Raw genomic sequence first — 14,705 nt, forward strand, 5'->3', positions numbered from 1 at the left:
AGGGTTATGACTCTCCGCGTACTGGCCGCCATGTCCGGCGGCGTCGACTCCGCCGTCGCCGCGGCCCGCGCCGTCGAGGCGGGCCACGACGTCACCGGCGTGCACATGGCCCTCTCCAGCAACCCGCAGTCCTACCGCACCGGCGCCCGCGGCTGCTGCACGCTGGAGGACTCCCGGGACGCCCGCCGGGCGGCCGACGTGATCGGCATCCCGTTCTACGTCTGGGACCTGGCCGAACGTTTCCACCACGACGTTGTCGAGGACTTCGTGTCCGAGTACGCGGCCGGCCGCACGCCCAACCCGTGCCTGCGCTGCAACGAGAAGATCAAGTTCGAGGCGCTGCTCGACAAGGCGATGGCGCTCGGCTTCGACGCCGTCTGCACCGGCCACTACGCCCGCCTGTCCCAGGACGGCGTGCTGCGGCGCGGGGTGGACGAGGGCAAGGACCAGTCGTACGTGCTGGCGGTCTGCACGCCCGAGCAGCTCGCGCACGCGCTCTTCCCGCTGGGCGACACCACCAAGGCCGACATCCGCGCCGAGGCGGCCCGCCGCGGCCTCCAGGTGGCCGAGAAGCCCGACAGCCACGACATCTGCTTCATCGCCGACGGCGACACCAAGGCGTTCCTGGCCGAACGGCTCGGCAGCGCGCCCGGCCCGATCGTCGACCAGGACGGCACCACCGTGGGCGAGCACGAGGGCTCGTACGGCTACACGATCGGCCAGCGCAAGGGTCTGCGCCTCGGCACCCCCGCGCCGGACGGCAAGCCGCGCTACGTGCTCGACATCTCGCCGGTCACCAACACCGTCACCGTCGGCCCGCGCGAGGCCCTCGACGTGACGGAGATCACGGCCGGGCGCCCGGTGTGGCTCGGCGAGGTGCCGTCCGGCCCGTTCGGCTGCCAGGTCCAGCTGCGCGCGCACGGCGAGGTGTACGACTGCGTCGCCGAGGCCGCCGGAGACCGGGTCGTCGTCCGCCTCGCCCGCCCCGCGCGCGGCGTCGCGTCCGGCCAGGCCGCCGTCCTGTACGAGGGCGACCGCGTGCTCGGCTCCGCCACCATCGCCGACACCGCCCGCGTCCCCGCCTGACCGCCGATCCGCGCCGGCCCGCACACCGGCGCGCACACCGGCCCGCACACCGGCGCGCACACCGGCCCGCACACAGACCCGCACACCGGCCCGCACGTCGTCCGCACCGGCGCCGTACGCCGATCGCGGCGCCGGGAATAATGCGGCCGGTTCGCGCGCAGGTACTGGTGCCTGCACGACCCGCGCTGAGGAGGACTGGTGGAATTCGGTGTCTCGACGTTCGTGACCGATGACGGGATCGCGCCCGCGGAGCTCGGCCGTGCCCTGGAGGAACGCGGGTTCGCCTCGCTCTTCCTCGCCGAGCACACGCACATCCCGGTCAAGCGGGAGACCCCCTGGCCCGGCGGCGCCGACCTGCCGCGCCACTACTACCGGACGCTCGACCCGTTCGTGGCGCTGACCGCCGCCGCCACGGTGACCGAACGGCTGCGCGTCGGCACCGGCATCGCCCTGGTGATCCAGCGCGACCCGATCCACCTCGCCAAGGAGGTCGCCTCCCTCGACCGGGTGTCGAACGGACGGGCCGTCTTCGGCGTGGGCGCGGGCTGGAACCGCGAGGAGATGCGCAACCACGGCACCGACCCCAGGACGCGCATGAGGCTGCTGCGCGAGCGCGTCCTGGCCGTCAAGGAGCTGTGGACCAAGGACGAGGCCGAGTTCCACGGCGAGTTCGTCGACTTCGACCCCGTCTTCTCCTACCCCAAGCCGGTCCAGGAGCCGCACCCGCCGGTGCTGGTCGGCGGCTCGGGCCCGACGACGTTCGACCGGGTGGTCGAGTTCGGCGACGGCTGGATGCCCATCTACGGCCGGGGCACCGGCGAGCTGCCGGGCCAGATCGCCGAGCTGCGCTCGCGCGCCGGCCGGGCGGTGCCGGTCACCCTGTTCGGGGTGGTCCCCAAGCCGGAGATCGTCGCCGAGCTGCGGGACGCGGGCGCGGACGAGATCCTCTTCAACCTGCCGACCGAGCCCGCGGCCGAGACGCTCGCGCGGCTGGACCGGATGGCCGAGCTCATCTGATCTTTCACTAGGGTTCGTGACGTGGACTTTCCGTGGGGACCAGGAACGGCGACCGGGGTCGGCTCGTACCCCGGGATCGACGCGGCCGAGACGATCCGTGTCGTGCTGGGCGAGCTGCCCGGGCTGCCGCACCTGCCCGAGCTGCCCGCCCGCGGCCCCGGCGCCGACATGATCGGCCGGACCGCCGGGCTGCTGGTCGACCTGGCGGTCCACGTGGAGCCGTCCGGCTGGCGGTTCTCCGACCGGCCCGGCCGCGACACCCGCCGGTCGCACGACCACCTGGTGCGCGACCTCGACCTGCTCGAAGAGGTGGCCGAGGGGCGCACCGGGCCGCTCAAGATCCAGGTGTGCGGGCCGTGGACGCTGGCCGCGGGCATCGAGCTCAGGTCGGGCGACCGCGCGCTCAAGGACCCGGGCGCGGTCCGCGATCTGACCGCCTCGCTCGCCGAGGGCGTCGCCCGGCACGTCGCCGACGTACGGCGGCGGCTGCCGGGTGCGGAGATCCTGCTGCAGCTGGACGAGCCGTCGCTGCCCGCCGCGCTCGCCGGGGAGATCCCGTCCGCCAGCGGGTTCTCGCGGCTGAGGCCGGTCGAGCCGCCGGTCGCGGAGGAGATGATCCGGCGGGTGATCGAGGCGCCGGGCGCGTTCCCGGTCGTGCACTGCTGCGCCCGGGACGTCCCCTACACGCTGCTGCGCGGCGCCGGGGCCAAGGCGATCTCGGTCGATCTGGCCCTGGTGCCCCGCGCCGACGACGCCCTGGGGGAGACCATCGACGCGGGCGTGGCGCTCTTCCTGGGCGTCCTGCCCGGCACCGACACCGTGCTGCCGCGCCTCCAGGCGACCGCCGCGCCCGTGCGCGAGTTGTGGCGGCGCTTCGGGTTCCCGGAGAGGCGGCTGGCCGAGCAGGTCGTGATCACCCCGGCGTGCGGGCTGGCGGGCGCGTCGCCCCGGTACGTGCGGTCCGCCCTCGAACGGTGCCGCGAGACCGCCCGAACCCTGTACGAGGCCCCCGAGTCCTGATCGTTCGGGGCGGTCCGGCCCATACCCGCCGGATCGTCCGGCGGGGAGCTCCGCGCTGGTCAGAACGTGCGTGCCGTGCGGGTTGGATTGTCGGTCCCGCACGCCAGAATGGGGGGCATGAGCATTGACGGCGTTCCGACCGAGGCGGCCAAGCGGCATGCGGAGCTGAGCCAGGAGCTCGACGAGGCCAACTACCGGTACTACGTGCTCGACAACCCCACGTGGACCGACGCCGAGTACGACCAGAGGCTGCGCGAGCTCCAGGCCCTGGAGTCCGACCACCCCGAGCTCGTCACCCCCGACTCGCCGACGCAGCGGGTCGGCGCGCCGATCGTCACCGACTTCGCCACCGTCGCGCACCTCGAGCGCATGCAGAGCCTCGACAACGCGATGGACGCCGACGAGCTGCTCGCCTGGGACGAGCGGGTCGTGCGCGAGGTCGGCGAGGTCGCCGGCTACCTGTGCGAGCTCAAGATCGACGGCCTGGCGATCGCGCTGGTCTACGAGAAGGGCCGGCTGGTCCGCGGCATCACCCGCGGCGACGGCCGCACGGGCGAGGACGTCACCAACAACATCCGGACGATCGCCGCGATCCCCGGGCGGCTGGCGGGTTCGGGCTGGCCCGACACGCTGGAGGTCCGCGGCGAGGTGTTCCTGCCGGTGGAGGGCTTCGAGCAGGTCAACGCCGCGCAGGCCGAGGAGGGCAAGGAGCCGTTCGCCAATCCGCGCAACGCGGCGGCCGGCTCGTTGCGGCAGAAGGACCCGCGGATCTCCGCCAAACGTCCGCTCAGCATGCTCGTGCACGGCTTCGGGGCGTGGGAGGGCGGCGACGGCAGGCGGCCCGAGAGCCAGTCCGAGGCGTACGAGATGATGCGCGGGTGGGGGCTGCCGGTCAGCGACCGCTACAAGGTCGTCGACGGGCTCGACGCCGTCCGCGACTACATCGCCCACTACGGCGAGCACCGGCACGAGCCCGCGTACGAGATCGACGGCGTCGTGGTCAAGGTCGACCAGTTCGCGCTGCAGCGGCGGCTGGGGTCGACCTCGCGGGCGCCGCGCTGGGCGATCGCCTGGAAGTACCCGCCCGAAGAGGTCAACACCAAGCTCCTGGAGATCAAGGTCGGGGTCGGCCGCACCGGGCGCGTCACGCCGTACGGCGTGATGGAGCCGATCAAGGTCGCCGGGTCCACCGTGGCCTACGCCACGCTGCACAACGCCAACGAGGTCAAGCGCAAGGGCGTGCTCATCGGCGACACCGTGGTGCTGCGCAAGGCGGGCGACGTGATCCCCGAGATCGTGGCGCCCGTGACGGGCCTGCGCGACGGGTCCGAGCGCGAGTTCCAGATGCCGTCGCGCTGCCCCGAGTGCGACACCGAGCTGGCGTACGAGAAGGAGGGCGACGCCGACATCCGGTGCCCCAACGCGCAGTTCTGCCCGGCGCAGCTGCGGGAGCGGCTCTTCTTCCTCGCCGGCCGCAACGCGCTCGACATCGACGGGCTCGGCTACGTGGGCGCGACCGCGCTGACCCAGCCGCTGGAGCCGAGCGACCCGCCGGTCAGGAACGAGGGCGACCTGTTCCACCTGACGGTCGACCAGCTCCTGCCGATCCGCACGGTCGTCCGCGAGATGCGCACCGGCCTGCCCAAGATCGACCCCAAGACGGGCGAGGAGAAGGTCGTCACGTTCTTCGCCAACGAGGAGGGCGAGGCCAAGAAGCCGGTCGAGATGCTCTTCGAGGAGCTGGAGAAGGCCAAGGAGCAGCCGCTGTGGCGGGTGCTGGTGGCGCTCTCGATCCGGCACGTCGGCCCGCGCGCCGCGCAGGACCTCGCCCGCGAGATGCGGTCGCTCGACCGCGTCTTCGGCGCGACGGAGGAGGAGCTGCACGCCGTCGACGGCGTCGGCCCGGCCGTCGCGGCCTCGATCAAGGCGTGGTACGAGGTCGACTGGCATCGCGAGATCATCGAGAAGTGGCGTGCCGCGGGCGTGCGCATGGAGGACGAGGGCGCCGACGAGGGGCCCAGGCCCCTCGAAGGGGTGACGGTGGTGGTCACCGGGTCGCTGGACGACTTCAGCCGCGACTCGGCGATCGAGGCGATCCAGAGCCTCGGTGGCAAGGTCACCGGATCGGTCTCCAAGAAGACGGGCTTCGTGGTCGTCGGCGACAGTCCGGGGTCCAAATACGACAAGGCAGTCAAGTTGGGCGTTCCGGTCCTGGATGAGGAGGGGTTCCACGTTCTGTTGTCGGATGGGCCAGATGCGGCCAAAGGCGTAACCCTGAGCACGGACGAATGACGCGGTGTGGCGGTACAGGGGGCTACCAGGGAGTAGTTACTCAACGGTACTGTTCCACTACCCACTGGTGGCGTTAGGGTGCGGATTGGGCATAACGGAACGTACGCAATTGGTTTCGCGAAGTTGAGCAAACGTCGTACTCTCCCTCTGGTTAGACACACCGAACCTCCGGCGGTGTGAACGGGGCGGGGAGCGCGGCGGCGGCACCCCGGCGGCACACCCGGCCGGGGGCGGCACAGACGACCCGGCACCCGGGCGGGCCAGTGGCCCGGGGAGCCGGCACACCGGACCCCGGCGCGGGCGGTCCGGGGGACGGGCACACCGGCCCCCGAACGGCGCGGCCCGGTCCGCACAACTCAGCCGGACCCCGCCCCAGGGGCTCGGGCATCGAGGCCCGAGCCCCCCGGACCGACCCCCCGGACCCCCCGAGGATGTGATGAAGGACCCGAACAACACGCGGAACACGATGCCGCGCAGGGGCTCGCCGCTGTGGATCTTCTTCCTCGTCGTCATCTCCCTCGGCGCCGGGGCGTTCGTGTTCACGCTGTCCCGGCTCACCGCGTCCGACCTCGACGCGCTCCTCGGCATGCCGGTCATCCTGATCCTCGCCGCGTTCATCGTCTTCGGCGAGCTCCGGCCGATCATCACGCCCGGGTCCACCGAGAACAACGGGGCCACCACCTCCACGACGTTCTCGTTCGCCGCGCTGCTCTACGCCGGGCTGCCCATCGCCGCGGTGCTCCAGGCCGCCGCCGTCATCACCTGCGGGGTGTTCCGCGGCCGCACGCCGCACCGCATCGCGTTCAACGTCGCCCAGTACACGCTCAGCCTCGGCGCCGCGCAGGTCGCCCTGCTGCTGTGCGGCATCCACGCCACCCCGTCCGCCCTGTGGGTGCCCCAGGGCGACGACCTGCCGGCGATCGCGCTGGCGGGCACCGTCTACTTCGTCTGCAACGACACCCTGGTCGGCGCCGCGGTCGCGCTGCACGCCCGGGTGCCGCTGATCAAGGCCCTGCGCTGGGACCTCGGCTACCAGGTCCTGGTCCACCTCGCGCTGCTCGGCCTCGCGCCGCTGATGGTCGTGGCGATGGACCGCTCGGCCGCCTTCGTGCCGCTCATCGTGCTGCCGTTCATCGCGGTCTACCTCAACGCCTCGGTCTCCGTCCGCCGCGAGCACCAGGCGCTGCACGACGGCCTCACCGGCCTGCCCAACCGCAAGATGCTGATCATGCGCACCGAGGAGGCGCTGGCCGGCGTGCGCGCGGCGGAGGGCACCGCCCGGCGGCTCACCGGCATGGTCGCCGCCGGCCGGGGCAAGCAGGGCGAGCCGACCCAGCGGGCCGGGCTGTTCCTCCTCGACCTCGACCGGTTCAAGGAGGTCAACGACACGCTCGGGCACCCGACCGGCGACCGCCTGCTCCAGCTGGTCGCGCACCGGCTCACCCACAGCGTGCGCCCCGGCGACCTGGTGGCCAGGCTCGGCGGCGACGAGTTCGCCGTCCTCCTGCCGACCGTCCGCGACGCCGCGGCCGCCCGCGAGGTCGCGGCCCGCCTGCGCGCCGCCCTCAGCGAGCCCGTCCGGCTCGACGGCCTCTCGTTCGACCTCGAGGCCAGCGTCGGCATCGCGCTGTTCCCCGACCACGCGCCCGACTTCGAGCTGCTGCTCCAGCGCGCCGACGTCGCCATGTACAACGCCAAGGAGAGCCGCAACGGCGTCGAGGTCTACGAGGCAGGCAAGGACCGCAACTCGCCCGCCCGCCTCGGCATGCTCGGCGATCTGCGCCGCGCCATCGACCGCGGCGAGCTGGAGCTCTTCTACCAGCCCAAGATCTCGCTGCTCGACGGCCAGCTCGTCGGCATGGAGGCGCTGATCCGCTGGCGCCACCCGGAGCAGGGGCTGCTGGAGCCCGCGCACTTCCTCCAGGTCGCGGAGCAGACCTACCTGATGCGGGCGATCACCCACTACGTCGTGGACGCCGCCCTCGCGCAGGCGTCCGCCTGGTGGAAGGACGACCTGTCCGTACAGGTCGCGGTCAACGCCTCAGGCCGCGACCTCCTCGACACCGGGCTCACCGAGACCATCGAGAACGGCCTGCTCGCCCGGGGCCTGCCCGCCGCGGCCCTCCAGCTGGAGATCACCGAGCGGATCCTGATGAACGAGCCGGCGTACGCGTCCGAGACCGTCCGCGCGCTGGCCGAGCTGGGCATCCCGCTCAGCCTCGACGACTTCGGCACCGGCTACTCGTCCCTGGTCCGCCTCAAGCGCCTGCCGGTCGAGGAGATCAAGATCGACTCCTCGTTCGTGCAGCGCCTCTCCGGCTCGGCCGAGGACGCGGTCATCGTGCGCTCCATCGTCGACCTCGTCCGCACGCTCGGCCTGCGCTCGGTCGCCGAGGGCGTCGAAGACCCGCAGACCGCCCGCCTCCTGCGCGAGATGGGCTGCGACGCCGCCCAGGGCTGGCACTTCGGCCGCCCCATGGACGCCGCCACGGCCACCGAGTGGCTGCGTTCGACGCTCACCCGGCCCCGCTCCTCGCCTGACGGCTCGGCCCGGATCGCGTAGCGCCCAACGGGTCGGACGCGGGGTCCTGGAGGTCAGTAGCCGGGGCGGCGGGTCTGGGGGTCGCGGTAGGCGGGGTCCTCGTAGTAGCGCTCCTCGCGGATCGCAGGCGCGGGCGGCGCGGCACGGCGCCGGGCGCTGGCGATGCGTGCGATACCGATGATCAGGCCGATCAGCCCGCCCAGCATCAGGATGATGCCGACGATGCGGATGTCGACGCCGCTGAACTCGTAGTTGACGGCGTAGGCCAAGATCGCACCAATGATGATCAGGGCGATGCTGCCACCGATGGTCACGGCGCTCTCCTCTCGTTCGTCCTCGGACGTTCGCACCCATCTGTTCCCCACGAGGCGGGATGAAACGGGAGACCGGGACGAGCTTGGGGGCAGAACATCGTTCCGGGGGCGTCCGGCCAGGAAGCGGCGACGGGCGGCGCGGGCGGCGCGGCGGTAAACCGGTCGGTCGGAGGCCGGTGGGGCCCATAGGATGGCGGGCGAACCCAATCGATCGCCAGGAAACGGTTTCCTATGTCCGCCATCACCCGTGACGAGGTCGCGCACCTCGCCCGGCTGTCCCGGCTGGCGCTCGGCGAGGATGAGCTCGATCACCTCGCGGCCCAGCTCGACCAGATCATTTCCGCGGTCGCGCGGGTGCAGGAGGTCACCGCGGAGGACATCCCGCCGACCTCGCACGCGCTGCCGCTGACCAACGTCTACCGGGCCGACGAGGTCCGGCCCTCGCTGACGCCGGAGCAGGCCCTGTCGGGCGCCCCGGCCGCCGAGGAGCAGCGCTTCCGGGTTCCGCGGATTCTGGACGAGGAGGCCTGACCGGTGAACGTCATGGAGCGCAGCGGAATGAAGGTCGCCGGTCAGGCGGCCTTTTCCGGGGGGCCCTGGGGGTCGTCCCCCCTGGAGGTGAACTGATGGGGGAGCTGGTCAGGAAGTCGGCGGCCGAGCTCGGCGCGCTGATCGCGTCCGGTGAGACGTCCGCGGTGGAGGTCGCCCAGGCGCACCTCGACCGGGTACGCGCCGTCGACGGCGAGGTGGGCGCGTTCCTGCACGTCGACGCCGAGACGGTGCTCGCGCAGGCGCGCGCGGTCGACGAACGGCGCGCGGGCGGCGAGACGCTGGGCCCGCTGGCGGGCGTGCCGATCGCGCACAAGGACGTCTTCACCACCACGGACATGCCGACGACCGCGGGATCCAAGATCCTCGAGGGCTGGCGGCCGCCGTACGACGCGACGGTCACCCGGCGGCTCCGCGAGGCGGGGCTGGTCATCCTCGGCAAGACCAACATGGACGAGTTCGCGATGGGCTCCTCGACGGAGAACAGCGCGTACCACGTGACCCGCAACCCCTGGGACCTCAGCAGGATCCCCGGCGGTTCGTCCGGCGGCTCCTCGGCCGCGGTCGCCGCCTACGAGGCGCCGCTGTCCACCGGCACCGACACCGGCGGCTCGATCCGGCAGCCCGCGTCGGTGACCGGCATCGTCGGCACCAAGCCCACCTACGGCGGCTCGTCCCGCTACGGGGTCATCGCGTTCGCGTCCTCGCTCGACACGCCCGGGCCGTTCGCCCGCAACGTGCTCGACGCCGCGCTGCTGCACGAGACGTTCAGCGGCCACGACCGGATGGACTCCACGTCCATCGACCAGCCGGTGCCGCCGATCGTCGAGGCCGCGCGCCGCGCCGACGTCAACGGCCTGCGCGTGGGCGTGGTCAAGGAGTTCGCCGGCGACGGTTACCAGGCCGGGGTGCTCAACCGCTTCAACGAGGCGGTCGAGCTGCTGGAGTCGCTCGGCGCCAAGGTCGTCGAGGTGGCCTGCCCGAGCTTCACCTACGCGCTGCCCGCGTACTACCTGATCGCGCCGTCGGAGGCCTCCTCCAACCTGGCACGCTTCGACGCGATGCGCTACGGCCTGCGCGTCGGCGACGACGGCACGCGCAGCGCCGAGGAGGTCATGGCGCTCACCCGCGCGCAGGGCTTCGGCCCCGAGGTCAAGCGCCGCATCATGCTCGGCACCTACGCGCTGTCGTCCGGCTACTACGACGCCTACTACGGCAAGGCGCAGCAGGTCCGCACGCTGATCTCGCGCGACTTCGAGCGCGCGTACGAGCAGGTGGACGTGCTGATCTCGCCGACCACGCCGACGACCGCGTTCCCGATCGGCGAGCGCGCCGACGACCCGATGGCGATGTACCTCGCCGACCTGTGCACGATCCCGTCCAACCTGACGGGCAACGCGGCCATCTCGGTGCCCGCGGGGCTCGCCGACGAGGACGGCCTGCCGGTCGGCCTGCAGATCATGGCCCCGGTGCTCGGCGACGACCGCGTCTACCGCGTCGGCGCCGCCGTCGAGAAGGCCCTGGAAGACCGCTGGGGCGGCCCGCTGCTGGCCAAGGCCCCCGAGCTCGCGGAGGTCGCCAAGTGAGCACCCCGACCGTGGTGAAGTACGAAGAGGCGCTGACCCGCTACGAGCCGGTGCTCGGTCTCGAGACCCACATCGAGCTGGGCACCGCGTCCAAGATGTTCTGCGGCTGCCCGACCACGTTCGGCGGCGAGCCCAACACCCAGGTCTGCCCGGTCTGCCTCGGCCTGCCCGGCTCGCTGCCGGTGACCAACCGCGCCGCCATCGAGGGCATCATCAAGATCGGCCTGGCGCTCGACTGCGACATCGTCGAGTGGTGCCGGTTCGCCCGGAAGAACTACTTCTATCCGGACATGCCGAAGGACTACCAGATCTCCCAGTACGACGAGCCGCTGTGCGTCGACGGCCACCTGGACGTCGAGGTCGAGGGCGAGACGTACCGGATCGAGATCGAGCGCGTGCACATGGAGGAGGACACCGGCAAGTCGTCGCACGTCGGCACCACCGGCCGCATCCAGGGCGCCGAGTACTCCCTCGTCGACTACAACCGCGCCGGCATCCCGCTCGTCGAGATCGTCACCAAGCCGATCCCGGCCACCGGCGACAAGGCGCCCCTGGTCGCCCGCGCCTACGCGACCGAGCTGCGCGAGCTGGTCCGCGCCGTCGGCGTCTCGGACGTGCGCATGGAGGAGGGCTCCATGCGCTGCGACGTCAACGTGTCGCTCATGCCGCGCGGCGCGTCCGAGTGGGGCACCCGCACCGAGACCAAGAACGTCAACTCGCTGCGTTCGGTCGAACGGTCCGTGCGTTCCGAGATCGAGCGCCAGGCGGCCGTCCTCGACGCCGGCGGCAAGGTCACCCAGGAGACCCGCCACTTCCACGAGGACACCGGCACCACCACCAGCGGCCGCAGCAAGGAGGAGGCCCAGGACTACCGGTACTTCCCGGAGCCCGACCTCGTCCCGATGGCGCCGTCCCGCGAGTGGGTCGAGGAGCTGCGCGCCACCCTGCCCGAGCTCCCGGCGGCCCGCCGCAGGCGCGTCCAGCAGGAGTGGAGCCTGTCCGACCTGGAGCTGCGCGACGTCGTCAACGCCGGCGCCGTCGACCTCATCGACTCCACCATCGCGGCCGGCGCCGACGCGCGCTCCGCCCGCAAGTGGTGGATGAACGAGCTGTCCCGCCAGGCCACCGAGCAGGGCGTCGACCTCGCGTCCCTGCCCATCACGCCCGAGCAGGTCGCCCGCGTCCAGGCGATGGTCGCCGCCGGCGAGCTCAACGACAAGCTCGCCAAGAAGGTCTTCGATGGCGTCCTGGCCGGCGAGGGCACCCCGGACGAGGTCGTCGCCGCCCGCGGCCTCAAGGTCGTCAGCGACGACGGCGCCCTGGCGGCCATCATCGACCAGGTGATCGCCGACAACGCCGACGTGGCCGACAAGGTCCGCGGCGGCAAGGTCGCCGCCGCCGGCGCCCTCGTCGGCGCCGTCATGAAGGCCAGCCGGGGCCAGGCCGACGCCGGCCGCGCCCGCGCGCTGATCCTGGAGAAGCTCGGCGTCTCCTGACCCTCTGCCGGGACTCGGCTAGACGGCCGAGTCCCGGTAGAAGTCGAACACGTCGACGTCCTCCCGAGACCACGTGGCGACCATCTCCTGCGGCCCCTCCGCCTGGATGAACCGGAACTCGTCCTCGGTGACGGGCATGAGCGTCATGAACTTCAGCGTGGCCTCCCCGTCCGCGTCCCGGAGCACGTCGAACCCCTGCTCCGCCAACGGATGCGGCATCGCCAGCGCCCCCACGATCTCCGTCTCGGGGATCAGCGGCCCGTCGTTCAGGTACCCGCTCCCGTACGCCAACCCCCGCTCCCTCCGGATGCAGCTCTCCGCGACCACGTGCACGAGGTAACCAGCCTCGTGACTCTGCTCGGGCACCGCGGAGCAGACGAACTCCTGCGGCAGCCCGTCCCCGAACTTCTGGAACCGCAGCCCGGTCGTGGCCGCCGACACCAGCTCCCACTCGGGATGGTGATGGATCCCGGTCGCGAACCCCCGCTTGTCACCCCTCACATCCGGCGGCTCCGCGCGCACCACCTTCCCGAGATACCGCTCCACATGCTCCAACAACCCCTCGAACCGCGCCGGATCCGCATAAGGAAACCCCATCCCCGCACCCTAACGACGCCCCCAAGCCCCCCACCGCCCCTGACCGACCCCTGGCGAATACTCGCCGAGCGCCCACAACCCGGCTCCAGCACTCCCTCGAAAGGGCCCATGATGCCGTCGCTCCCCGAAGACAGTTGGCTGCTGAGCCTTCGACCGCAACCCGCCCCGGTGACCGCGAGGGAGTACGAGGCCCTCCCCGAGGACATCTCCAGGACCATCGAGATCGTGGACGGCTATGTCGTCCTCTGCGAAGCGCCATCGCCTGCGCACCAGAAGGCGTCCCGCCGCCTTGCCACCCTGATCGAAGAGCACGCTCGCGTCGCGATGAAGCGAGGACATGGCCCCCTCGCCGTCGACAACTCTGTGGACGTGCGGTTGCGAGACGTTCCGCTGTCCAACCTGCGCTCTGACGTGGTCCTCTACCGCTGCCCGGACCGGGATCGCGGAGAACGCCTGCGAGCGGGGCACGTCCTCCTGGTCGCCGAAGTCGTGTCCCCCGGCTCAGAGACACGGGACTCCACCGGCAAGCCCGGCGTGTACGCCAAGGCGGGAATCCCGAATTACTGGATCGTGCGGCTGGACGACACCGGTGTCTCCATCATCGAGCGGTACCGCCTCGACCATGCCTCCAGGCTCTACAAGCACGTGGGCACGTTCATGAAGGACGAGGGCGGCAAGCCCGAAGTGAGCAACCCCATCTCCCTCACGATCGACTGGCAGGACCTGGAGTTCTGATCACCGTCCGAGCCTGAACAGGCTTGTCGGTGGTGGCCGCTAGGTTGCGGCCATGTCTGGAGAATTTCCACCGCTTCCGCCCGGCCTGCCGCCAGGAGGCTTGGTCGAGCCTGAGGACGTGGACGACGGGCGGCCGAGGGGCCGTGAGCCTCTATGGGTATCCGACGAGCCGCAGGCCGGTGCCGCGGAGCTGTGGAGGCGCCCGACCTGGAGGTGGCCGTCGCCGGCCCGCCCAAGATGATCGAGGACGCGCGGCGGGTGGCCGACGAGCATCTGGCGTTCTGCCCGGACAACGTCTGGCAGGGGCCTGGCGACTATGAGGCGTACGTGTCCCTTCTGGTGGAGGAGGGGCGCTGGCGGTTCTGGTGGGATTGAGGGTTAGGGGAGGGGGACGGTGAGGATCCGGTCGTCGCCTGGGTTGGGGTCGCCTCGGCCGTCTTTGTTGCTGGTGGAGAACCAGAGGGTGCCGTCGGGGGCCAGGGCGGTGGTGCGGAGGCGGCCGTAGCGGTCGGTGAAGTGGGCGGTGGGGCGGGCGGCCTTGCCGTCGGCGGTCAGCGGGACCTGCCAGAGGCGGGCGCCGCGGAGGCCGGCGGCCCACAGGGAACCCTTGGCGTAGGCGAGGCCGGACGGTGAGGACTCGTCGGTCGACCAGGTCAGGAGGGGGTCGGTGTACTGCGGTTTGCCGCCGACGCCCTCGACCTCGGGCCAGCCGTAGTTCTTGCCCTTCTCGATGCGGTTGATCTCGTCGTAGGTGTCCTGGCCGAACTCGGTGGCGTACATGCGGCCCTGCTCGTCCCAGGCCAGGCCCTGGACGTTGCGGTGGCCGTAGGTCCACACGCGGTTGCCGAACGGGTTGCCCGGGGCCGGCCTGCCCTCGGGGGTGACGCGCAGGATCTTGCCGCCGAGGGAGTCTTTGTCCTGGGCCAGGTGGGTCTCGTAGACCTCGCCGGTGGCGACGTAGAGGTAGCCGTCGGGGCCGAAGGCGATGCGGCCGCCGTTGTGGTTGCTCCCCTTGGGAATGCCGGTGATCAGGGGCTCCAGCCGGCCGACCTTGTCGTCGTAGCGGAAGCGGACGACGCGGTTGTCGTCGTCGGCGGTGAAGTGCAGGTAGACCAGGCGGTCGGTGGCGAACGCGGGGGAGACGGCGACGCCCATCAGGCCGCCCTCGCCCTCGGCGGACACGCCGGGCACGGTGCCGATCGAGGTGGCCCTGCCGTCCTTGGTGACGCGCAGGACGCGGGCGCTGTTACGTTCCGTCACCAGGGCGTCGCCGCCGGGCAGGAAGGCGATGCCCCAGGGCACGGCGAGGCCGGTGGTCACGTCGCGGGGCTGGCCGAGCCCGGTGGACGTCGCGGTGGGGGTGGCCGTGGCCGGGGGAGGCGTGGTGCCGGTGCCCTCGCCGCCGGGGGAGCCGGAGCAGGCCGCCACCAGCGGCAGGACCAGGATCATCGTTGCTTTTCGCATGGGACCG

Annotated in this window: 13 protein-coding genes; 10 read left to right on the forward strand and 3 right to left on the reverse strand. The window is 71.8% G+C overall.

Annotated elements, in window-relative coordinates:
- The first annotated feature begins 6 nt into the window (after positions 1-6).
- From mnmA to ABZ810_RS10495, 5 genes are all read left to right on the forward strand, one after another.
- Positions 7-1,086, forward strand: coding sequence for a tRNA 2-thiouridine(34) synthase MnmA (gene mnmA / locus ABZ810_RS10475; RefSeq protein ID WP_358401776.1), 1,080 nt, complete (start codon positions 7-9; stop codon positions 1,084-1,086).
- 198 nt (positions 1,087-1,284) lie between these two features.
- Positions 1,285-2,103, forward strand: coding sequence for an LLM class F420-dependent oxidoreductase (locus tag ABZ810_RS10480; RefSeq protein ID WP_358401778.1), 819 nt, complete (start codon positions 1,285-1,287; stop codon positions 2,101-2,103).
- Positions 2,104-2,124: 21 nt separating this feature from the next.
- Entirely contained in the window at positions 2,125-3,123 is a 999-nt protein-coding gene (locus ABZ810_RS10485) for a methionine synthase (RefSeq protein ID WP_358401780.1), read from the forward strand.
- Between the two features lie 117 nt (positions 3,124-3,240).
- Entirely contained in the window at positions 3,241-5,415 is a 2,175-nt protein-coding gene (gene ligA / locus ABZ810_RS10490) for an NAD-dependent DNA ligase LigA (RefSeq protein WP_358401782.1), read from the forward strand.
- Between the two features lie 436 nt (positions 5,416-5,851).
- Positions 5,852-7,978, forward strand: coding sequence for a bifunctional diguanylate cyclase/phosphodiesterase (locus tag ABZ810_RS10495; RefSeq protein ID WP_358401784.1), 2,127 nt, complete (start codon positions 5,852-5,854; stop codon positions 7,976-7,978).
- Positions 7,979-8,010: 32 nt separating this feature from the next.
- Here ABZ810_RS10495 and ABZ810_RS10500 read toward each other — a convergent pair whose 3' ends face one another.
- A complete protein-coding gene (locus tag ABZ810_RS10500) occupies positions 8,011-8,271 on the reverse strand; it encodes a DUF6458 family protein (protein WP_358401786.1) in 261 nt (86 codons plus the stop codon).
- A 231-nt stretch (positions 8,272-8,502) separates the two neighbouring features.
- Between ABZ810_RS10500 and gatC the strand changes: the two genes are divergently transcribed.
- The 3 genes from gatC (at position 8,503) to gatB (ending at position 11,902) form a co-directional block, all read left to right on the forward strand.
- A complete protein-coding gene (gatC, locus tag ABZ810_RS10505) occupies positions 8,503-8,802 on the forward strand; it encodes an Asp-tRNA(Asn)/Glu-tRNA(Gln) amidotransferase subunit GatC (RefSeq protein WP_358401788.1) in 300 nt (99 codons plus the stop codon).
- Between the two features lie 95 nt (positions 8,803-8,897).
- Positions 8,898-10,406 carry an Asp-tRNA(Asn)/Glu-tRNA(Gln) amidotransferase subunit GatA gene (gatA, locus tag ABZ810_RS10510; RefSeq protein ID WP_358401790.1) on the forward strand — a complete coding sequence of 503 codons (1,509 nt, stop codon included), beginning with the start codon at positions 8,898-8,900 and terminating at the stop codon, positions 10,404-10,406.
- Positions 10,403-11,902 carry an Asp-tRNA(Asn)/Glu-tRNA(Gln) amidotransferase subunit GatB gene (gene gatB / locus ABZ810_RS10515; RefSeq protein WP_358401792.1) on the forward strand — a complete coding sequence of 500 codons (1,500 nt, stop codon included), beginning with the start codon at positions 10,403-10,405 and terminating at the stop codon, positions 11,900-11,902. Before gatA ends, gatB begins: the two co-directional genes overlap by 4 nt.
- A gap of 18 nt (positions 11,903-11,920) precedes the next feature.
- Here gatB and ABZ810_RS10520 read toward each other — a convergent pair whose 3' ends face one another.
- Entirely contained in the window at positions 11,921-12,403 is a 483-nt protein-coding gene (locus tag ABZ810_RS10520) for a suppressor of fused domain protein (RefSeq protein WP_358401794.1), read from the reverse strand.
- A 264-nt stretch (positions 12,404-12,667) separates the two neighbouring features.
- Here ABZ810_RS10520 and ABZ810_RS10525 point away from each other — a divergent pair, with 264 nt between their 5' ends.
- Positions 12,668-13,234, forward strand: coding sequence for a Uma2 family endonuclease (locus ABZ810_RS10525; RefSeq protein WP_358401796.1), 567 nt, complete (start codon positions 12,668-12,670; stop codon positions 13,232-13,234).
- A gap of 192 nt (positions 13,235-13,426) precedes the next feature.
- Positions 13,427-13,609, forward strand: coding sequence for a DUF4253 domain-containing protein (locus ABZ810_RS10530; protein WP_358401798.1), 183 nt, complete (start codon positions 13,427-13,429; stop codon positions 13,607-13,609).
- A 3-nt stretch (positions 13,610-13,612) separates the two neighbouring features.
- Here ABZ810_RS10530 and ABZ810_RS10535 read toward each other — a convergent pair whose 3' ends face one another.
- A complete protein-coding gene (locus tag ABZ810_RS10535) occupies positions 13,613-14,698 on the reverse strand; it encodes a PQQ-dependent sugar dehydrogenase (RefSeq protein ID WP_358401800.1) in 1,086 nt (361 codons plus the stop codon).
- Positions 14,699-14,705 lie beyond the last annotated feature (7 nt).

This window comes from Spirillospora sp. NPDC047279, assembly GCF_040643285.1.
In the GTDB taxonomy this organism is placed as follows: Bacteria; Actinomycetota; Actinomycetes; order Streptosporangiales; family Streptosporangiaceae; genus Spirillospora.